Raw genomic sequence first — 19,308 nt, forward strand, 5'->3', positions numbered from 1 at the left:
TTTCCCTTTCCGGCGAGTCCGACTCTATCAGATCCTTTCGGGCCTGATTCCCAGTCAGCGGGATTTGCCTTCCCGACCCTTGGGCCGTTCCGACGAGTGAGACTTTAGCGGAATCCTCGGCCCCGACGCTAATCGACTCGCCTTCGAACACTGATTCCTCATTTCGCACGTGCGCACATAAAAACGCACGACAGAAGTCGCTCGTTTCGAGTGGTTACTGCGGAATGGTTGTCCGGGGACCGACCGGAGTCGGCGCTCACGTCGGACAACTCGGAGCACATTACGCAGCCGGGTGAGCCGTGTCAACCCCCGCCCGGGCCGGCCCGGGCGCGGCGATGCGGGCGTTCAGCCGTTGCCCGTGGCCAGCTCGCGGCTGCGGTCGCGGGCGGCTTCGAGGGCTGCGATGAGGGCGGCCCGTACGCCGTGGTTCTCCAGCTCCCGGATGGCACTGATGGTGGTGCCGGCCGGGCTGGTGACGGCCTCGCGGAGCTTGACCGGGTGTTCGCCGCTGTCCCGGAGCATGACCGCCGCGCCGATGGCGGCCTGGACGATCAGATCGTGGGCCTGGGCGCGAGGCAGGCCGAGCAGGATTCCGGCGTCGGTCATCGCCTCGACGAGGAAGTAGAAGTACGCGGGTCCCGATCCGGAGAGTGCGGTGGCCGCGTCCTGCTGGGATTCGGGGACACGGAGCGTCTTACCGACGCCGCCGAAGATCGTCTCGGCGTGGTCGAGGTGCTGGGCGGTGGCGTGGCTGCCCGCGGAGATGACGGACATCCCCTCGTCCACCAGGACGGGGGTGTTCGGCATGACGCGGACGACCGGGGTGCCGGCGGTGAGGCTGTCCTCGATGAAGCCGGTCGTGATGCCGGCGGCGGCGCTGATGACGAGGCGGTCCGCAGCGACGTGGGGGGAGAGCTCCTCGAGGAGCCTGCCCATGTCCTGGGGCTTGACCGCGAGGATGAGGATGTCGGCGCTCTTGGCGGCCTCGGCGTTGGTGACGGCCTCGACGCCGTAGCGGGTGCGGAGTTCCTCGGCGCGCTCGGGGCGGCGGGTGGACACCAGCAGGTCGCGGGCCCGCCAGCCTGCCCGGATCATGCCGCTGAGCAGTGCCTCGCCGATCTTCCCTGTCCCGAGGACTGCGACTGTCTGGGTCATGCGGTTCATCCTCCGGGTGGCGGTACGAGGTACGCGGTGCTGATCGTGGTCCCATCCTCGCACCGCGCCGTCAGGTGGTGGTGCGGCGGCGGGCGGCGATCCAGGTCACCAGGAACATCGTGATCAGCGGGTGGATGCCGACCGGTGAGGCGCCGATGGAGTCGAAGGTCCCGGGGCCGGCCTCGAAGACATGGTGCGGCAAAGTGACCACCAGGGCCGGGACGATCAGCGGCAGCGCGGTGGTGCGGGGGGCGTGACGGAGCCGGCGAAGGACGCGGCCGGTGGTGGCGGGGGTCCGGGCCGGGGGTGCGGGGGGCGTGGGTGCTCATCGGTTCGCCTCCTGGCGGGCGAGGGCTTCGGCGGCGGCCTCGTTCGCGGTGGCTTCCTTCGCGGCGGCTTCGCCCACGAGAGGAAGGAAGACCTCCTCGACGGTGGTGGAACCGGTACGGGCGCGGGGGACGCCCTCCGCGAGGATCCTTCCCTCGTGCATGAGCAGCGGCCGGTGGCATCGTTCGGCCTCGTCCACGACAGGGGAGGAGACGAGGACCGTGGTTCCCCGGCCGGCCGTGAGGGCACGGAGGAGGTTCCGCAGACCGCGGCTCGTCGCGGGCCAGGAGTGCGGGCGTGCCGAGCCGGGCGGCCGCGAGTGAGACGCGGCTGAGCTGCCCGCCGGAGAGGGCGTCGGTGGGGTGGGAGGGGCCGAGTCGTCGATGGCGCGGGTGACGGCTTCCGCACGGAAGGCTCGGCGGGCGCGGCCCGGCCGCGAAGTGGTCCAGGTTCTGCCGCACGGTGAGGTCCGTGCAGGCCGACGGCGCCTGGGTGACGTAGCCGACGCGTGACCGCAGGGACGGGTGGCCCGCGGGGCACCCCAGGACGTCGAGTGTTCCCGTGCCCCGGCCTGGATGCCGGCGACGGCCCGCATGGGCGTGGACCTCCCGCGGCCGGACGGGCCGAGGAGGCCGGTGGTCCTGCCCTGCCCGACGGTGAGGAGGAGGTCGTGCAGGACCGTGCGGTCTTTTCCGTAGGCCGGTGGGGGCGCGGGGCGTGGAAGCGGTCACGCGTTCATCGTGCGGGTGCCCCGGCGCACGCGGGCGGTGACCACGTCCGCTTCACCTGCGTCCGGAACGCTTTCCCTTGGCTCCCCTGCGGGCCGCCGGGTTACCGGTCCGGGAGGAGCGGCGCTTCGCGTACTGGGTGAGCGCCGTCTCGTACTCCGTACGGCGCAGCCTCTCACCCGGGGCTTCCTTGAACGAACGGAGGAAGTAGGCGAGGAGCGAGCCGATGAAGCCGATCGACTTGAGGCCGCGCAGCCTGTCGTCCTGGGACGGGTCGGCGGGGCGGCGGATGAAGCCCTCCCAGGTCTTGCGGAAGGCGATGGCGCTGCACACCGCGAACATCAGCACGACGAGCATGCCGACGAAGCTGCCGACCTCGGCGATCTCCAGGCCCTGGTAGGCGAAGCGCAGGACGAAGCAGGCGACGACGGCCGCGACGAGCGAGCCGATGGTGACGCCCGCACGCCGCAGCCCGTACCCGCCGTCGTGGTCGACCCATGTCGTACCGAAGAAACGGAGGGGTTCGGGCTGCGGCCCCGGTGTGGTACCGCCCGAAGGCACGGCCGAGGACGTTCCGGGGGCTTCGCTGTTCTCGCTCACGGGATCGATTATCCCCGGACGTGTGCCGGTTCCGTCAGTCGCAGCGCGGGGCGATGTAGCCGTCACTGCCCGTCTTGACGTAGGCGTCCGAGACGAACTGCCCGTTGGCGATGTTGTCCCAGAGGTTCGACGTGCCGTACGGGCCGGACACCCGCTCCCCCGGCTTCTGGCAGTACACCGGGACGCTCATCCCGTACGGCAGGGTCCTCACGATCCCGTACTGCGTGCCGGGCCCCCGGCGGACGTTGACGCGGTAGCCGGGAGCGATCGGGTAGACGACGGTGCCCGCGGCGAGCGTCGTCACCTCTCCGGCAGCGGCCGCCCCGGTGTCCGTGGTGACCGCGACAACGGTGTTCTCCTCAACGCCCATAAGGGCCTCCCCCGTTGGAACCGATGTGTGACGCGCAGGCTAACAAGCCCCACCCTCCTTCCACGCACCATCGACTAGGCTCCGTGCGTCGCGCTTGCGCACGAACACACGGGGGTGGGCGATGCCGCCGCTGCGAGGGACCGGATCACATCCGGAAGCGGAGCATCCTGAGTACGCAGGGCAGTACCGGCTGGAGGCACGTCTCGGAGCGGGCGGCATGGGTGTCGTACACCTGGCGCGCTCCCCCTCCGGGCTGCAGCTCGCGGTGAAGGTGGTGCACCGACGGCACGCGGCGGACCCTGAGTTCAGGGCACGTTTCCGACAGGAGATCACCGCTGCCCGACGGGTCAGCGGAGCGTTCACCGCGCCGGTCGTGGACGCCGATCCGGCAGCCGCGCTGCCCTGGATGGCCACTCTCTACGTGCCCGGTCCGACGCTCTCCGCGCAGGTGAAGCGGAACGGGCCGATGAGCCCCGCCGAACTGCGCAGGCTCACGGCCGGGCTCGCCGAGGCGTTGCGCGACATCCACCGGGCCGGTGTCATCCACCGGGATCTCAAACCGAGCAACGTGCTGCTCCCCGACTCCGGACCCAAGGTCATCGACTTCGGGATCTCCCGGCCGTACGACAGTGATCTCCGCACGGAGACGGGCAAGCTGATCGGCTCGCCGCCGTACATGGCGCCCGAGCAGTTCCAGCGGCCCCGCGAGGTCGGTCCGGCCGCGGACGTGTTCGCGCTCGGGGCGGTGCTGGTCCACGCGGCGACGGGGCGGGGGCCCTTCGACTCGGACAGCCCGTACCTCGTGGCCTACCAGGTGGTGCACGACGAGGCCGATCTGGCCGGGGTGCCGGCGGATCTCGCGCCCCTGGTCGGGCGCTGTCTGGCCAAGGACCCGGCGGAGCGCCCCTCCCCGGACGAGATCATGGCCTCGCTGCACCCTCCGTCGTACGAGGCGGCCGCCTTCATACCCGTCCAGCGCAGGCCGCTCGCCACCGAGGCGGGGAAGCCGGACGAGGGGACCACACATGTGCGGGCGGCGGACGGGCTTCCGTCCGGTTCTGGGGGCGCCGGGACGGCGACGCGTCTTCGTGCGCGGCGCCGGCGCGCACGCGTCGCCGTGGCGGCGCTGCTGGTGGCCGGAGGCCTGTGGGCGGCCGCAGCCGGCATCGGAGCGCCGGACACCGGCGTGACGAAGGAGGGCACGGCGGCCTTCGTGCCGTGGCGGACACCGCTGCACGCCCCGGGCGGCTCGACGCCGTCCTGCACCCGGGGTGCCACCGGGGCGGGGCCTGCCCTGTACTGCGTCGCCGACGGGTTCGGCCCTGCCCGGCTGGACGTCTCGGACGGCCGGGTGGCCTGGTCGCACCGGGACACCTCACCGAAGGACCCCGGGCCCCGGGCTGCGGTGTCCGGGAGCGTCGCCTGCACCGTCGTCGCGGGCGGGGAGCTCCGGGTGTACTCCCCCGCCGACGGCACGGAGCTCTGGCGGACGGATCTCGCCTCGTACCTCGACACCCCGCTCCCGGCGGGCGACACCCTGCTGACCGTCCGCCGGGACGGGACGCTCCAGGGGCTCGTCGCGGCGACCGGCGCCTCCCGGTGGCGGCGCGCCGTTCCGGAGCACGGGAGCCCTGGCTACGCGCTGTACGAGGCCGGGACCGGGCTCGCTTACGCCTTCGAGAATTCGGCGCGGGGGGCCACCACGCTGGTCACGGCCATCGAGGCGGAGACCGGCGGGACGGCCTGGCAGCGCAGGCTGGACGGGATGCTCACCCCGGTCGGGACGTCGGACGGAGCGCTCCTTCTCACCTCCATGAACGAGCAGGCCCAGACCACCGGGCTGGTCCGCTACGACCCGGCGCTGCGGCGCGCGACCCGCATCGCGCTGCCCTTCCGGATGAACGCACCGGAGACCGTGGTGGACGGGCACACCGCCCTGCTGCTGGAGCGCGGCGGGACGCTGCTGGCGCTCGACGTCCGTCCCGGCGCCGGCCGGGCCGAGCGGTGGCGGCTGGCGACGGCCGTCGGCGCCACCTCGTCGCCGGTCCTCGGGACCGGTGGCCGGCTCTACTTCTCGGCAGCCGACGGCCGGCTGCTCGCCGTCGACACGGAGCGCGGAAGACTGCTGGGCCAGACACGTCCCCGCCTGAAGGAGGGGAAGCTCAGCCACGCCTCGTCGCTGCCCGCCCCCGTGGTCATGGGCAGGAGCGTCATCGGCACCGCGCCGGACGGATCCGTCTTCGCCGTGGACGCGGACGACCCCGCCCGCTGGTGAGACCAGGGACGGGGCCGGAGGCGGCCGGGACGGGTCAGCCGAGCTTGGAGACGTCGCGGACGGCGCCCTTGTCCGCGCTGGTCGCCATCGCCGCGTAGGCACGCAGTGCCTGGGAGACCTTGCGGTCGCGGTTCCTGGGGGCGTACACCCCGCCGAGGGCCTGGTCGCGGCGGGCCAGCTCCTCCTCGGAGACCAGAAGTTCGATCGTGCGGTTCGGGATGTCGATCGCGATCCGGTCGCCGTCCCGCACCAGGGCGATGGTGCCGCCGGACGCGGCCTCCGGGGACGCGTGGCCGATGGACAGGCCGGAGGTGCCTCCGGAGAAGCGGCCGTCGGTCACCAGGGCGCAGGTCTTGCCGAGCCCGCGGCCCTTGAGGAACGACGTCGGGTAGAGCATCTCCTGCATGCCCGGGCCGCCCTTGGGGCCCTCGTAGCGGATGACGACGACGTCGCCGTCCTTGATCTCCTTGCGGAGGATCTTGTCGACGGCCTCGTCCTGGGACTCGCAGACGACCGCGGGGCCCTCGAACGTCCAGATCGACTCGTCGACGCCCGCCGTCTTCACCACGCAGCCGTCGACGGCCAGGTTGCCCTTGAGGACCGCGAGTCCGCCGTCCTTGGAGTAGGCGTGCTCGACCGAGCGGATGCAGCCGCCGGCCGCGTCCGTGTCGAGGGTGTCCCAGCGCTCGGACTGGGAGAAGGCTGTCGCCGAGCGCTTGCAGCCGGGAGCCGCGTACCAGAGGTCGAGTGACTCGGCGGAGGGCGAGCCCCCGCGCACGTCCCAGGTCTTCAGCCACTCGTCGAGGGAGTCGGAGTGCACGCTGCGCACGTTCTCGTTGAGCAGGCCGCCTCGGTACAGCTCGCCGAGGATGGCGGGGATGCCGCCCGCGCGGTGCACGTCCTCCATGTAGTACGTGCCGCCCGGGGCGACGTTGGGGGCGACCTTCGCGAGGCAGGGGACCCGCCGGGAGATCTCGTCCATCTCCGGGAGGCCGAAGTCGAGCTCGGCCTCCTGGGCGGCGGCCAGCAGGTGGAGGATCGTGTTGGTCGAGCCGCCCATGGCGATGTCGAGGGCCATGGCGTTCTCGAAGGCCTCGCGGGTGGCGATGCTGCGGGGCAGGACGGAGTGGTCGTCCTCCCCGTAATGACGCTTGGTGATCTCGACGATCGTGCGTCCGGCGTTCTCGTACAGTGCCTTGCGGGCGGTGTGGGTGGCGAGGACCGAGCCGTTGCCCGGAAGGGCCAGGCCGATGGCCTCGGCGAGACAGTTCATCGAGTTGGCGGTGAACATGCCGGAACAGCTGCCGCAGGTCGGGCAGGCGTTCTCCTCGATGCGGAGGATGTCCGCGTCGGAGATCTTGTCGTTGACCGCGTCCGAGATCGCGTCGACGAGGTCCAGGGTGCGGACCGTTCCGTCGACCAGGGTGGTCTTGCCGGCCTCCATCGGGCCACCGGAGACGAACACCGTGGGGATGTTGAGGCGCATCGCGGCCATCAGCATGCCCGGGGTGATCTTGTCGCAGTTCGAGATGCAGATCAGGGCGTCGGCGCAGTGGGCCTCGACCATGTACTCGACGCTGTCCGCGATGAGGTCGCGGGAGGGCAGGCTGTAGAGCATCCCGCCGTGTCCCATGGCGATGCCGTCGTCCACCGCGATCGTGTTGAACTCGCGCGGCACCGCTCCCGCCGCCTGGATCGCCTCGGAGACGATCCGGCCGACGGGGGCGAGGTGGGTGTGGCCGGGCACGAACTCGGTGAAGGAGTTGGCCACCGCGATGATCGGCTTGCCGATGTCCTCGCTGGCTACGCCGGACGCCCGCATAAGGGCGCGGGCGCCCGCCATGTTGCGGCCGTGGGTGACAGTGCGGGACCTCAGCTGGGGCATCGTCGCTCGCTCCTTCGCAGAAAAGACTGTTCACGAGCGTACGCCCCTCGTGCCAAGATCTGGACACGCTGTCCGGCATACGGGACATGATGCCCGGTGGGCGGGCAGTCGGCGGCTCCCGCCCACCGCGCGTTCACACGGCCGGGAGGGCCTGTACGCGACCGCCGTGCAGCGCCGCGAGACGCTTGCCCGCCGACACGACGTACCACTGCTCCTCCTTGCCCGTCCCGTCGTTGAAGGTCCAGCGCAGCTTGCCGTCGCGGGCGTCGTAAGCCTGGACGCCACCGTCCTTGTCGAACTCCGTCGCTCCGTACAGGGTGTCACCCACCTTGGCGAACTGAAGCGGTACGGAGACCTCGAGCAGGTCCGGGTTGTGCCACCGCCGCTTCCCCGTGGCGGGGTCGACGGCCCACAGGGCGTGGGCGCTGTCGGAGGCGTAGAGCACCCCCTCGATGACGGCCGGCCCGTTGAACGTGGAGAACTCCTCGGTCTCCAGCGCCCAGCGCTCGGCGCCGTCTCCCAGACCGAACGAGCGCAGGTTCCTGCCGTCCGCGACGAACACCGCTCCGTCGTGGACGGCGATCCGCTCGAAGTTGGAACTGCTGATCTTCTTCGTCCACAGCTGGCGTCCGGTCGCGGTGTCGCGGACGGTCAGGTTCTCGCGGTGGTCGGTGTAGACGAGGTGGTCACCGAGGACCACGGAGGTGAGGCCCGACTCCTCGGTCCCGGCGTCCCGCCGCTCGTTCCAGACGGCCTTGCCGGTACGGATGTCGACGGCGGCGATCACGTTGGTCCGGGAGCTGAGGTCCTTCTCCAGAATGCCCGCGACCACGTACACACGTCCGGTGTCGGCGCCGATCGGCCGGGGCTGGGCGTACCGGCCGCCCAGGCGGCTGCGCCAGGTCTCCTTGCCGGTGGCCGGGTCGAGGCCGACGAGGTCGCCGTCGTACTCGCCGCTGGCCAGATACAGCGTGTCCCCGCCCATGATCAGCCGCGCGCCCGGCTGGGCGGCACCCGGCAGCGACCACAGCTTCCTGCCGGTGGCGAGGTCCCGGCCCACCAGGGGATCACCGGCGACCAGCACCACGTTCCCCACGACGGCGAGCACCTCGCGGTTCCCGAGGGTGCCCACCGCGGTCCTCTCCTGCCACAGGGCGCGCGGGGCGGTCCCGGCGGGCGGGGTCGTGAACGCGTCTCCGCCTCCCTTGCCGCTCCCACCGGGCTCCGGCTCCCCCATGCCGCCGGAGGCGTCGGCCTCCTCGGGTCCGCACGCGGTCGTCACCGCCCCGGCCAGTACGAGCCCCAGTCCGGCTCCGGCCAGCCGTATCAGCCGCCGACGGGGCATGACGCCGTCCGCCGCGTACCCGTCCGGTCTGCGCACATTCCGAGTCGTCACGGTCCGTCTCCCCCATGTGTCGTTCACCACGTACATCCAGCTCTTCGGATCCTGGACAGCCAACCATCGGGATTCGGCCACGTCAGCGGCTGGTACCGACTCGGGACACCCTTGTGGGCCCACCGCCACAGCCGTCACACAGGCAGGACCCGGACCACCGGCCGGCCGGGCACCTCCGGAGCGTGGGGGCGGCCATCCCGAGGAGCTTCTCGGGGTCTGCGGACGCCACCGGTTCCGCGCGGATCACGTACCGCATGATCGCGATACCGGTCATGCGGGAGCCGGCCGGTCCGGCTCCGCCGCGATCCGCTCCAGCAGCCGACGCGGCACGAAGCCCCGCAGCACCGCCGCCGCTTCGTGCGTCAGCCGGGAACGGAGGACCGCCGGCAGTGGCGCCCTGGACACCGGGTCCTCCCGCACGCCGATGAAACAGCGGGCCGGCCGCTCCCCCAGGTCCTCCGAGGGCCGTCCAGGATCGCGGGCTCGAAGGAGACCTCGGCGGCCGCGGTGAAGACCTCGTCCTTCGTGCCGAAGCGGTGAGGGACCAGGGCCGCGCCGGCGTCCGCCGCCCTGGCGATGCCCCTGGCCGAGGTCCTGTCGTGGCCGCGTCCGGTGGACTCCGTGCGGGCCGCCTGCAGGATCCGGGTCCCGGAGGCGGGGCCGGCGGCGCCGGGGGTCACGGCCGGGGGGTCCGCGCCGACGAGGCCAGATGGAGCCGGGTGAAGGCGAGGGCTTCCGCGAGGTCGGCCTCGCGTTCGGCCGAGGACATGGCGCGGCGGGTGTTCACCTCGATGACCACGTGGCCGTCGAAGCCGGTGCGCGCCAGCCGCTCCAGCAGTTCGGCGCACGGCTGGTCGCCCCGGCCGGGCACCAGGTGCTCGTCCTTGTTGGAGCCCTTGCCGTCGGCGAGGTGGACGTGGGCCAGGCGGTCGCCCATCCGGTCCACCATGGCCAGGCTGTCGGTGCGCGCGGTCGCGGTGTGCGACAGGTCCACGGTGAAGTGCCGGTAGTCGTCGTTGCTGACGTCCCAGGCGGGGGCGTACGCGAGCATCTCGCGGTCCCGGTAGCGCCACGGGTACATGTTCTCCACCGCGAAGCGCACATCGGTCTCGTCCGCCATGCGCCAGATTCCGGTGACGAAGTCCCGGGCGTAGTTGCGCTGCCACCGGAACGGGGGGTGGACGACCACCGTCGACGCGCCGAGCTTCTCCGCCGCGGCCCTCGCCCGCTGGAGCTTCACCCACGGGTCGGTGGACCAGACCCGCTGGGTGATCAGCAGACAGGGCGCGTGCACGGCCAGGACCGGCACCTGGTGATAGTCCGACAGCCGCTTCAGCGCCTCGATGTCCTGGCTGACGGGGTCGGTCCAGACCATGACCTCGACACCGTCGTAGCCCAGGCGCGCAGCGATCTCGAAGGCCGTCGCCGTCGACTCCGGATAGACGGAAGCCGTCGACAGGGCGACCTTCGCATCCGGGATGCGCACCACTGGTTCTGCCACGTGGACAGCGTACGGCCAGCAGTGCGCGACGCCGAAGGAGCCCGGCTGAAAGTGAGAAGGACCATGAGGGGCGGCGAGCGGATCAGGCCAGGGCCGCCTGCACCGCCGGCAGGTGGTCGAGACGGCGCAGGATGACTCCTTCCCGCAGCGCCCAGGGGCATATCTCCAGCTCCTCGACCCCGAACAGGTCCATCGCACCCTCGGCGACGAGTGCCCCCGCCAGGAGCTGTGCGGCGCGCCCCGCGGTGACGCCGGGCAGGTTGCCCCGTTGCTCGAGGGTCATCGCGGAGAGCTTCGGCACCCACTCCTCCAGCGCCTTGCGGGTGAGGACGCGCTGCACGTACAGCCCCTCGGCGGAGCGGGCGGCGCCCGTGATCCTGGCGAGCTGCCGGAACGTCTTGGAGGTCCCGACGACGTGGTCGGGACGCCCCAGCCGGGTGAACTCGCCGACCGTACGGGCGATGCCGGCGCGGACATGGCGGCGCAGCGCCCGTACGGCGGTCGGGTCCGGCGGGTCACCCGGGAGCCAGGCGGCGGTGAGGCGGCCGGCGCCGAACGGCAGCGAGACGGCGGCGTCGGGCTCCTCGTCCATCCCGTAGCCGACCTCCAGCGAACCGCCGCCGATGTCCAGGACCAGCAGTTTCCCCGCGGACCAGCCGAACCAGCGGCGGGCGGCCAGGAAGGTCAGCCGGGCCTCCTCCTCGCCGCTGAGGACGGCGAGGGCGACACCGGTCTCGTCCCGCACACGGGCCAGCACCTGGTCCGCGTTGCCGGCCTCACGCACGGCGGAGGTGGCGAACGCCAGCACGTCCTCGCAGCCCTTGTCCTCAGCTGCCTGGAGGGCGCCGGCGACCGTCGTCACGAGGCGGTCCACGCCCTCGGGGCCGATCGCCCCGTCCCGGTCGAGGAGTTCGGCGAGCCGCAGTTCGGCCTTGTGCGAGTGGGCCGGCTGCGGGCGGGCGCCGGGATGTGCGTCGACGACCAGCAGATGCACCGTGTTCGACCCCACGTCGAGGACTCCGAGTCTCATACGGGCACGCTACTGCGGCTTACTCTGGGCTCGTGCCAAAGACGAAAAAGGCGAAGCCGGGCAAAGCCACGAAGAATCAGCAGAAATCGAAGCCGGAGATGCAGCAGCCGGAGACGACGGGGCCCCACGGGCCCGACGAGAAGGGACTCGACTTCGCTCGGGCCTGGGTCGAATTCCCCGACCCCACCGACGACGAGCAGGTCTTCCGCTGCGACCTGACCTGGCTGACGTCCAGGTGGACCTGCATCTTCGGCAGCGGCTGCCAGGGCATCCAGGCGGGCCGCGCCGACGACGGCTGCTGCACGCTGGGCGCGCACTTCTCGGACGAGGACGACGAGAAGCGGGTGGCCGGGCACGTCGCCCGGCTCACCCCGGACCTGTGGCAGTTCCACGACGTCGGCACGAAGACCGGCTGGGTGGGGGTGGACGAGGACGGCGAGCGCCAGACGCGGCGCTGGGAGGGCTCCTGCATCTTCCAGAACCGCCCCGGGTTCGAGGGCGGCATGGGCTGTTCCCTGCACATCCTGGCCCTCAAGGAGGGCAAGGAACCGCTGGAGACCAAGCCGGACGTGTGCTGGCAGCTGCCGGTCCGCCGTACGTACGACTGGATCGAGCGGCCCGACGACACCCGTGTGCTCCAGATCTCGATCGGGGAGTACGACCGCCGGGGCTGGGGCCCGGGCGGCCACGATCTGCACTGGTGGTGCACGTCGGCGACCTCCGCGCACGGAGCCGGTGACCCGGTCTACGTGTCCTACCGGCCGGAGCTCACCGAACTGATGGGCAAGGAGGCCTACGGCCGGCTGGCCCAGCTGTGCGAGCAGCGGCTGGCGTCACTGCTGCCGATGGCTCCGCATCCGGCCGATCCGGTCCGGGGCGGGTCCTCGGCCAGGCCTTGAGGGTGGTCCCGCGCAGATCTCCGAGGCCGGTCCCGGTGACGTCGCCCTGCTTCCTTCTCCCTGACCGGCGGCCCGGCGGGCGCGACGCACAGACGTTCCGCTGTGTGCAGGGCCGCCGCTCCGCGTCAGTCCGCCGGCCCGGAAGGCCCGTCCGGGAGTGTCGTCGGGCCGGGCCCGGTGGATCCGTCGGAGGGGGACGGCGTGGGCCCGGGGGAGCCGGGGCCGTCCGTCGGCGGGCCGGTCGGCATGGGCGTCGGTTCCGACGGCCCGGCGGGGTCCGGGGGCGGTGCCGGGGAGGACGGCGTGGGGCTCGCGGGACCTGACGACGGGTCCGGGGACGGCTCCGGATCTCCGGGGTGCGGGGGCTCGGCCCCGTAACCGGTGATCACGACCGTGGGACCCGACGGGGCGAGCAGGACGCGGGCGCTCCACGGGCCCTGAGGTTCGGCCACGGGGTCCACGAACACGTGGAGGGTGACGCTCCGGCCGGGGGCGACCGTGCCGGACGTGCGGCTGAGGTGCAGCCACGGGGTGTTCGCGCGCGCCGACCAGGCGACGGCCTCGTCACCGGCCGCGGTCAGGACGATCGTCGTACGGCCGCCGGCCGAGCGGGCCGAGACCGCGAGCGAGCCCGCTCCGTCCGTGCCGGCGCCGGCACTGAGGACCTGGGCCGAGACGTCCGGAGCCCGGGATCCGCCGTGTCCGTCGGGGTGTGCGTCGCCCGCGTTCGCGTAGTGGTCGTACGGATCGCCGCCGGGGCCCGGCCCGCCGTCCACGTCCGTCGCGGTGACGGACGTGTCGCGGCCCTCACCGGTCAGCGGCGCGCCCCGGTGGGCGGCCCACAGCGCGATCACCGGGGCGGCGACGACCGTCGCCACGACCGTCGTCGTCACGACCCGGGCGCGGAGCCGGTTCCTGCGTGCGGCGTGGTCCTTGGGGGCGAGCGGGAAACCGGTCCGGCCGAATCGCGGGGCTCCGGCGCGGGACCGCCGGGCTCGGGCCAGAGCCACGTACACCGAGGGGCGGGGGGCCTCGACCACCGTGAGCGCGGCGGCCGGGGTGACGGTCGCACCGGGCCAGGGGCCGGTCGCGCCGGCCCGCTCGGCTGCCCGGCGACAACGGGGGCAGTCGTCGACGTGCCGGACGAGCTCCCGGCGCAGGACCGCCGAGAGCAGCACCTGGTGGGTGCCGGTGAGCCGGGCGACGGCGGGGCAGCCCCCCGTCTCCACGACGGCGAGGGCGGCGCGGGTGCGCTCCACCTCGCACGCCGCCCCGGCCAGGAGCTCCCGGGCGCTGCCGGGGTCGAGGCCGAGGACGGCTGCGACGGCTCGCGGGGTGAGCCTGTGGCGCACGGCGAGCTCCAGCGCCTCGCGCTGCTCCGGGGTGATACCCGCGGCCTCGGGCCAGGCGAGCTGCGCGAGTTCCCGCCGGCGCGCTTCGGCCGCCGGGGACTTCGTGCTGCCGCCGGGGGCGGCAGCCTCCTCCGGAGTGCCGTCGGCACCCGCCCCGCGTGGCACGGTGCCGGACGTGCGGGTGCCCCCGCGCGGCACCGTGCCACGCGGGGCGGGTGCCCGCCGGCGTGCCCGGCGGCCCCGCCGCTCCTCGGTGAGCGCCCGCAGGCACGCCCATCTGGCCAGGGCGTACAGCCAGGATTTACGTTCCTCCTCGGCCGTGGGGCACCGGCCGTCCTGCCGCTCGGCGACCGCCAGGACCGAGCCGAGCGCCTCGGTCGCCGCCTCGTGGTCGCAGAGCACGGAGAGGCAGTAGGTGAACAGGCCGTCGAGATACGGCTCGCAACGCGCGGGCGTCCGCTGCACCGAAGGGCGGGTCTCGCGACGGTGCGCCCGGTGTGGGCCGGTGGTGTGCGTGGGGGTCTCCAGGCTGCTGCTCGTCACGTGGCGACCGTAGGCAGTCGCGGGCCGAACTCTGCCGGTACTTTCCGGCATTTAACCCTTACGGGTGATGGTCTTACTCGAAAGGGGACAGGAATCCCTGATTCCCCCGGAATGGCCGCATCAGGCACGTGTCCGGCTCCCGCGGCCGGAGCTGTGGGACCCCGCCCGTGCCGGGGCTGTCGGACCCCACCTATACGGTGACGCCATGGCTGCCCGTACGAAATCCGCGAAGGACCGCCCGTCCTACCGCTGCACCGAATGCGGCTGGACGACCGCCAAATGGCTCGGCCGCTGCCCGGAGTGCCAGGCCTGGGGGACGGTCGAGGAGTTCGGTGGCGCCCCTGCGGTCCGCACGACCGCCGCGGGCCGGGTCTCCACCGCCGCCCTGCCGATCGGCCAGGTCGACAGCCGGCAGGCGACGGCCCGCTCGACCGGGGTCGGAGAGCTGGACCGGGTGCTCGGCGGGGGCCTCGTGCCCGGCGCCGTCGTGCTGCTCGCGGGCGAACCGGGCGTCGGCAAGTCGACGCTGCTCCTGGACGTCGCCGCCAAGGCCGCGAGCGGCGACCACCGCACCCTCTACGTCACGGCCGAGGAGTCCGCCAGCCAGGTGCGGATGCGGGCCGACCGCATCCGGGCGATCAACGACCACCTGTATCTGGCCGCCGAGACGGACCTCTCCGCGGTCCTGGGACATCTGGACGCGGTCAAACCGTCCCTCCTCGTCCTCGACTCCGTGCAGACCGTCGCCTCGCCGGAGATCGACGGCGCGCCCGGCGGGATGGCGCAGGTCCGCGAGGTCGCGGGGGCGCTCATCAGGGCGTCGAAGGAACGCGGCATGTCGACGCTCCTGGTGGGCCACGTCACCAAGGACGGCGCGATCGCGGGGCCGCGGCTCCTGGAGCACCTCGTCGACGTGGTGCTGTCCTTCGAGGGCGACCGGCACGCCCGCCTCCGGCTCGTACGGGGCGTCAAGAACCGGTACGGCGCCACGGACGAGGTCGGCTGTTTCGAGCTGCACGACGAGGGCATCACCGGCCTCGCCGACCCCTCCGGGCTCTTCCTCACCCGGCGTGACGAGCCCGTCCCGGGCACCTGCCTGACGGTCACCCTGGAGGGCAAGCGTCCGCTCGTCGCCGAGGTGCAGGCCCTGACGGTCGACTCACAGATCCCTTCGCCACGGCGCACCACGTCGGGCCTGGAGACCTCCAGGGTCTCGATGATGCTGGCCGTTCTGGAACAACGGGGCCGGATCAGTGCGCTCGGCAAGCGGGACATCTACAGTGCGACGGTGGGCGGCGTGAAGCTCACCGAGCCGGCCGCCGACCTCGCGATCGCCCTCGCGCTGGCCAGCGCGGCCAGTGACACGCCCCTCCCGAAGAACCTGGTCGCGATCGGCGAGGTGGGTCTCGCCGGGGAGGTCAGAAGGGTCACCGGGGTCCAGCGCAGGCTGGCGGAGGCGTACCGTCTCGGGTTCAAGCACGCCCTGGTTCCGAGGGACCCGGGGCAGGTCCCGGCCGGTATGAAGGTCACAGAAGTGGCCGACATGGGGGACGCCCTGCGAGTCCTCCCCCGCCGGTCCCGGCCGGACGGACCACAGGAGGACGGCGCACGCCGGTAGACTTTGCCCTGGTCTCGCCCGCCCCTACGAACGGTATGAGGGACGCAAGGGCACCCCAAACCTGTGACCGGAGGAGTGCAGTGGCAGCCAACGACCGGGCGGCATCGCCCGGAAAGTCCGGCCAAGGCACGGGTAACGAGGCGCTGATGCGCGCCTCGTTGAGCGCGGTCGCGCCCGGAACGGCCCTCCGCGACGGCCTGGAGCGCATCCTCCGCGGCAACACCGGCGGACTGATAGTCCTCGGCATGGACAGGACCGTCGAATCCATGTGCACCGGCGGCTTCGTGCTCGACGTGGAGTTCACCGCGACGCGCCTGCGTGAACTGTGCAAGCTGGACGGCGCGATGATCCTCGACAAGGACATGACCAAGATCCTGCGGGCCGGTGTCCAGCTGGTCCCGGACGCCTCCATCCCCACCGAGGAGACGGGCACCCGCCACCGCACGGCGGACCGCGTCTCCAAGGCGTGTGGTTTCCCGGTGGTGTCGGTGTCCCAGTCGATGCGCCTGATCGCGTTGTACGTGGACGGGGAGCGGCGGGTCCTGGAGGAGTCCTCCGCGATCCTGTCCCGGGCCAACCAGGCGCTCGCCACCCTCGAGCGGTACAAGCTCAGGCTGGACGAGGTCGCCGGCACCCTCTCCGCACTGGAGATCGAGGACCTGGTGACCGTGCGGGACGTGACGGCGGTCTCGCAGCGGCTGGAGATGGTGCGCCGTATCGCGACCGAGATCGCCGAATACGTGGTGGAACTGGGCACCGACGGCCGTCTCCTGTCGCTCCAGCTGGACGAACTGATCGCGGGTGTGGAGCCGGAGCGCGAGCTGGTCGTACGCGACTACGTGCCCGAGCCGACCGCGAAACGGTCCCGTACGGTGTCGGAGGCACTGGCCGAGCTGGACACGCTCACCCACACCGAGCTGCTCGAACTCCCCGTGGTGGCACGCGCTCTGGGCTACAGCGGCTCGCCGGAGACGCTGGACTCGGCGGTCTCCCCGCGGGGCTTCCGGCTGCTGGCGAAGGTGCCGCGGCTGCCCGGGACGATCATCGAGCGGCTGGTGGAGCACTTCGGCGGCCTGCAGAAGCTGCTGGCCGCGAGCGTGGACGATCTCCAGGCCGTGGACGGGGTCGGCGAGGCACGGGCCAGGAGCGTGCGGGAGGGACTGTCGCGGCTGGCGGAGTCCTCGATCCTGGAGCGGTACGTCTAGGGCCTCTCGTTCGGGCCGCGCCGGACTCGCGGGGACCGGCGCCGCGCCTCGCGGCTGTCGTCACCCGCCGTGGCTCCTTCCCGGGCCCGAGCGGAGCAGGCCCCGGCCGGCTCCCTCCTCCGCCTCGCGGTGCACGGCACCGGGCCCGCTCCCTGATCCGGCCTGATCCAGGCGAAAGGCCCCAGGGCTTCCGGGCGGCAGCCGGGATCCATCTGCTGGGCGCGCCGGGATCCGGCTGCCAGGGGTGGGGCCGTTGTCCACCGGACGTCCCGGCTCCGGCTCCCCCGGCCTTCGTCCGGGCTGTCAGTCCTTGGCCAGGACGAACGAGGCGCGCTGGACGGTCTCGCCCGTGATCTCGGCCTCCAGCAGGTACGTCCCGGGGGCCGCGGCCCGGACGGGCGGTGTCGCGCACCGGGGCGCGCTCCCCTTGCGGTCCCACTCCACGGTGTGGACGACCGTCGCTCCCGCCGGGACCCTCAGGAAAAGGGCGCCGTTCTTCGGGCAGTCCGCGGAGGACCACACCTGCTCGTCGTCCTCGCCCGCCTCGGTGACCGTGAGCACCGCGCTCTTCGGGCCGAAGTCGGCCTTGCAGTCGGCAGCCGAGGTGTTCCTGGCGCTCAGCCGGAACTCCGGTGTGTCGTCGGGTCCGTAGCTGATGTCCGTCTTCAGGCTCAACTGCAGTACGGCAGGGGTGCAGTCGGGGAGCGGCGAACCGGCCGGCACCTGCTGGCCGCCCGTACTGCCGCCGCCCGCGCCCGCGCTCGTGCCCACCGGCCCCGAGGAGCCGTCCGCTCCCGTACTGCCCGGTCCTCCCGTGGTGCCCGATCCTGCCGCACCGCCCGCTCCGGTGTCCCCGCCGCTTCCGGAGCCCGCGACCGAACCCGCTCCGGGCTCTCCCGAATCGTCGCGTCCACCGGGGGGCTGGCCGACGACCGGGCCGGAACGCGAAGGCCCGGGGGTGATGGACGGGGCAGGGGCGGGGCCGGAGCCTCCGGGCTTCCCGTCGTCCTGCCCCCCGCCGCTGCCGCCACCCGAGATGACGGCCCACGCGACCAGCGCAGCGAGCAGCGCGATCACCAGCACCACTACTGCTCTCCGACGCCAGTAGATGCTGGAGGGAAGCGGCCCGACCGGATTGCGCATAGAACCCACGCACCGAACTGTACGAGAAGTCCCGCCCCGCACCGGCCCCCAACCGCCGCTCTGATCGACAAGTTTTCCCGATCATCATCACGGAGTTGTGGGTCCTGGGCGCTTCCATCCACTTTGCACCGGCTCGGCCCTCGTCCGCCTCGTACGAAGGGTCAGAACGGGTGGCGATATCACCCCCTGAGCCGTCAGCCGGGCCGACACCCCCGGAGCCGTGCCCGATGTCCCGCCTTCCGTGCCAGGATCGTAGGTGCGATGACTGCCACGACTTCGACACAGACGCCCCCCGCCTCCCTCCATGCCCCCGTCATCGGGTGGTTCGAGCAGCACGCCCGCGATCTGCCCTGGCGCCGCCCCGAAGCGGGTGCCTGGGGTGTGATGGTGAGCGAGTTCATGCTCCAGCAGACCCCGGTCAACCGAGTCCTGCCCGTCTACGAACAGTGGATGGCCCGTTGGCCGCGTCCCGCGGACCTGGCCGCCGACGCGCCGGGCGAAGCGGTCCGCGCCTGGGGCCGGCTCGGTTACCCGCGACGCGCGCTGCGCCTGCACGGGGCCGCGCAGGCGATAACGGAACGGCACGGCGGTGACGTGCCGCGCGAGCACGGTCAGTTGCTCGCACTGCCCGGGATCGGTGAGTACACGGCTGCGGCCGTGGCCTCGTTCGCCTACGGACAGCGCCACGCCGTGCTCGACACGAACGTCCGCAGGGTCTTCGCCCGGGCGGCCGGGGGCATCCAGTACCCGCCGAACGCGACCACCGCGGCCGAGCGCAAGCTCGCCCGCGCCCTGCTTCCGGAGGAGGCCGAGCGCGCCGCCCGCTGGGCGGCGGCCACGATGGAACTCGGCGCACTCGTGTGCACCGCGAAGAACGAGGACTGCACGCGCTGCCCGATCGCCGGGCAGTGCGCCTGGCGGCTCGCCGGGAAGCCCGCGCACCAGGGCCCGCCGCGTCGCGGCCAGACCTACGCCGGCACGGACCGGCAGGTGCGGGGGCGGTTGCTCGCGGTGCTGCGCGACTCGGTCACCCCGGTGCCCCGGTCCGCGCTGGACTCGGTGTGGGAGGAGCCCGTGCAGCGGGCACGCGCCCTGGACGGGCTCGTCTCCGACGGCCTGGTCGAGCCCCTGGCGAACGGCCGCTACCGGCTGCCCCTGACCTGATCACCCCCGGCGGACGCACGGCTGTCCAGCGGCTGTTACACAACCGATGGACAGCCGTGCGTCCGTGTACGGCTGCTCCGCACACCCTCGTGACAACGCCTCCGTAACGTCACCGGA

The 19,308-nt window shown here is 72.6% G+C and carries 16 protein-coding genes and 3 pseudogenes; 5 read left to right on the forward strand and 14 right to left on the reverse strand.

Features of this window, described 5'->3' with window-relative positions:
- Positions 1–345: 345 nt before the first annotated feature.
- The 6 genes and pseudogenes from proC to ACF1FZ_RS20945 form a co-directional block, all read right to left on the reverse strand.
- A complete protein-coding gene (gene proC, locus ACF1FZ_RS20920) occupies positions 346–1,164 on the reverse strand; it encodes a pyrroline-5-carboxylate reductase (protein ID WP_391774895.1) in 819 nt (272 codons plus the stop codon).
- Between the two features lie 64 nt (positions 1,165–1,228).
- Positions 1,229–1,477: pseudogene (locus ACF1FZ_RS20925) on the reverse strand (ABC transporter permease); the annotation flags it as partial.
- A 3-nt stretch (positions 1,478–1,480) separates the two neighbouring features.
- Positions 1,481–1,681: a hypothetical protein gene (locus ACF1FZ_RS20930; RefSeq protein WP_391774896.1), complete on the reverse strand. Its 201-nt coding sequence runs from the start codon at positions 1,679–1,681 to the stop codon at positions 1,481–1,483.
- A 130-nt stretch (positions 1,682–1,811) separates the two neighbouring features.
- Positions 1,812–2,213, reverse strand: a pseudogene (locus ACF1FZ_RS20935) (hypothetical protein); the annotation flags it as partial.
- Positions 2,214–2,264: 51 nt separating this feature from the next.
- Positions 2,265–2,810 (reverse strand): hypothetical protein, encoded by a 546-nt coding sequence (locus ACF1FZ_RS20940; RefSeq protein WP_391774897.1) that lies wholly within the window; start codon positions 2,808–2,810, stop codon positions 2,265–2,267.
- 34 nt (positions 2,811–2,844) lie between these two features.
- Complete coding sequence (locus tag ACF1FZ_RS20945) at positions 2,845–3,180, reverse strand: SH3 domain-containing protein (protein ID WP_391774898.1); 336 nt, start codon at positions 3,178–3,180, stop codon at positions 2,845–2,847.
- A gap of 121 nt (positions 3,181–3,301) precedes the next feature.
- Here ACF1FZ_RS20945 and ACF1FZ_RS20950 point away from each other — a divergent pair, with 121 nt between their 5' ends.
- Positions 3,302–5,455, forward strand: coding sequence for a PQQ-binding-like beta-propeller repeat protein (locus ACF1FZ_RS20950; protein ID WP_391774899.1), 2,154 nt, complete (start codon positions 3,302–3,304; stop codon positions 5,453–5,455).
- Positions 5,456–5,489: 34 nt separating this feature from the next.
- On the opposite strand, the gene ilvD is transcribed toward ACF1FZ_RS20950, so the two are convergent.
- The 6 genes and pseudogenes from ilvD to ACF1FZ_RS20980 all read right to left on the reverse strand — a co-directional run bounded on the left by ilvD (position 5,490) and on the right by ACF1FZ_RS20980 (position 11,267).
- On the reverse strand, positions 5,490–7,340 hold the full coding sequence (ilvD, locus tag ACF1FZ_RS20955; RefSeq protein ID WP_391774900.1) for a dihydroxy-acid dehydratase: 1,851 nt from the start codon (positions 7,338–7,340) through the stop codon (positions 5,490–5,492).
- Positions 7,341–7,473: 133 nt separating this feature from the next.
- On the reverse strand, positions 7,474–8,736 hold the full coding sequence (locus ACF1FZ_RS20960; RefSeq protein ID WP_391774901.1) for a PQQ-binding-like beta-propeller repeat protein: 1,263 nt from the start codon (positions 8,734–8,736) through the stop codon (positions 7,474–7,476).
- 82 nt (positions 8,737–8,818) lie between these two features.
- Positions 8,819–9,156, reverse strand: a pseudogene (locus ACF1FZ_RS20965) (hypothetical protein).
- Positions 9,099–9,416, reverse strand: coding sequence for a TetR family transcriptional regulator (locus tag ACF1FZ_RS20970; RefSeq protein WP_391774902.1), 318 nt, complete (start codon positions 9,414–9,416; stop codon positions 9,099–9,101). Before ACF1FZ_RS20970 ends, ACF1FZ_RS20965 begins: the two are co-directional and overlap by 58 nt.
- Positions 9,413–10,222 carry a sugar phosphate isomerase/epimerase family protein gene (locus ACF1FZ_RS20975; RefSeq protein WP_391775103.1) on the reverse strand — a complete coding sequence of 270 codons (810 nt, stop codon included), beginning with the start codon at positions 10,220–10,222 and terminating at the stop codon, positions 9,413–9,415. The genes ACF1FZ_RS20970 and ACF1FZ_RS20975 overlap by 4 nt, the downstream gene beginning before the upstream one ends.
- Before the next feature lie 97 nt (positions 10,223–10,319).
- Positions 10,320–11,267 carry a Ppx/GppA family phosphatase gene (locus ACF1FZ_RS20980; protein WP_391774903.1) on the reverse strand — a complete coding sequence of 316 codons (948 nt, stop codon included), beginning with the start codon at positions 11,265–11,267 and terminating at the stop codon, positions 10,320–10,322.
- A gap of 32 nt (positions 11,268–11,299) precedes the next feature.
- On the opposite strand from ACF1FZ_RS20980, the gene ACF1FZ_RS20985 reads away from it, so the two are divergent.
- Positions 11,300–12,166 (forward strand): hypothetical protein, encoded by an 867-nt coding sequence (locus ACF1FZ_RS20985; protein ID WP_391774904.1) that lies wholly within the window; start codon positions 11,300–11,302, stop codon positions 12,164–12,166.
- 125 nt (positions 12,167–12,291) lie between these two features.
- Here the strand turns inward: ACF1FZ_RS20985 and ACF1FZ_RS20990 are convergent, their stop codons facing one another.
- Positions 12,292–14,112 carry a hypothetical protein gene (locus ACF1FZ_RS20990; protein ID WP_391774905.1) on the reverse strand — a complete coding sequence of 607 codons (1,821 nt, stop codon included), beginning with the start codon at positions 14,110–14,112 and terminating at the stop codon, positions 12,292–12,294.
- 154 nt (positions 14,113–14,266) lie between these two features.
- On the opposite strand from ACF1FZ_RS20990, the gene radA reads away from it, so the two are divergent.
- Positions 14,267–15,679 (forward strand): DNA repair protein RadA, encoded by a 1,413-nt coding sequence (gene radA, locus ACF1FZ_RS20995; protein WP_391774906.1) that lies wholly within the window; start codon positions 14,267–14,269, stop codon positions 15,677–15,679.
- 80 nt (positions 15,680–15,759) lie between these two features.
- Positions 15,760–16,884: a DNA integrity scanning diadenylate cyclase DisA gene (disA, locus tag ACF1FZ_RS21000; RefSeq protein ID WP_391774907.1), complete on the forward strand. Its 1,125-nt coding sequence runs from the start codon at positions 15,760–15,762 to the stop codon at positions 16,882–16,884.
- A gap of 303 nt (positions 16,885–17,187) precedes the next feature.
- Here the strand turns inward: disA and ACF1FZ_RS21005 are convergent, their stop codons facing one another.
- Complete coding sequence (locus ACF1FZ_RS21005; RefSeq protein ID WP_391775104.1) at positions 17,188–18,027, reverse strand: hypothetical protein; 840 nt, start codon at positions 18,025–18,027, stop codon at positions 17,188–17,190.
- Between the two features lie 261 nt (positions 18,028–18,288).
- Here ACF1FZ_RS21005 and ACF1FZ_RS21010 point away from each other — a divergent pair, with 261 nt between their 5' ends.
- On the forward strand, positions 18,289–19,191 hold the full coding sequence (locus ACF1FZ_RS21010; protein ID WP_391774908.1) for an A/G-specific adenine glycosylase: 903 nt from the start codon (positions 18,289–18,291) through the stop codon (positions 19,189–19,191).
- The last annotated feature ends 117 nt before the right edge of the window (positions 19,192–19,308 follow it).

The organism is Streptomyces sp. NPDC014623, from assembly GCF_043088245.1.
Taxonomy (GTDB): Bacteria; Actinomycetota; Actinomycetes; order Streptomycetales; family Streptomycetaceae; genus Streptomyces.

What these genes read in the sequence shown, in the direction of transcription:
- proC (WP_391774895.1), bottom strand. Translation starts at nt 1,164, where the DNA reads ATGAACCGCATGACCCAGACAGTCGCAGTCCTCGGGACAGGGAAGATC.
- radA (WP_391774906.1), top strand. Translation starts at nt 14,267, where the DNA reads ATGGCTGCCCGTACGAAATCCGCGAAGGACCGCCCGTCCTACCGCTGC.
- ACF1FZ_RS20945 (WP_391774898.1), bottom strand. Translation starts at nt 3,180, where the DNA reads ATGGGCGTTGAGGAGAACACCGTTGTCGCGGTCACCACGGACACCGGG.
- ACF1FZ_RS21010 (WP_391774908.1), top strand. Translation starts at nt 18,289, where the DNA reads ATGACTGCCACGACTTCGACACAGACGCCCCCCGCCTCCCTCCATGCC.
- ACF1FZ_RS21005 (WP_391775104.1), bottom strand. Translation starts at nt 18,027, where the DNA reads ATGCGCAATCCGGTCGGGCCGCTTCCCTCCAGCATCTACTGGCGTCGG.
- ACF1FZ_RS20980 (WP_391774903.1), bottom strand. Translation starts at nt 11,267, where the DNA reads ATGAGACTCGGAGTCCTCGACGTGGGGTCGAACACGGTGCATCTGCTG.
- ACF1FZ_RS20950 (WP_391774899.1), top strand. Translation starts at nt 3,302, where the DNA reads ATGCCGCCGCTGCGAGGGACCGGATCACATCCGGAAGCGGAGCATCCT.
- ACF1FZ_RS20990 (WP_391774905.1), bottom strand. Translation starts at nt 14,112, where the DNA reads ATGCCGGAAAGTACCGGCAGAGTTCGGCCCGCGACTGCCTACGGTCGC.
- ilvD (WP_391774900.1), bottom strand. Translation starts at nt 7,340, where the DNA reads ATGCCCCAGCTGAGGTCCCGCACTGTCACCCACGGCCGCAACATGGCG.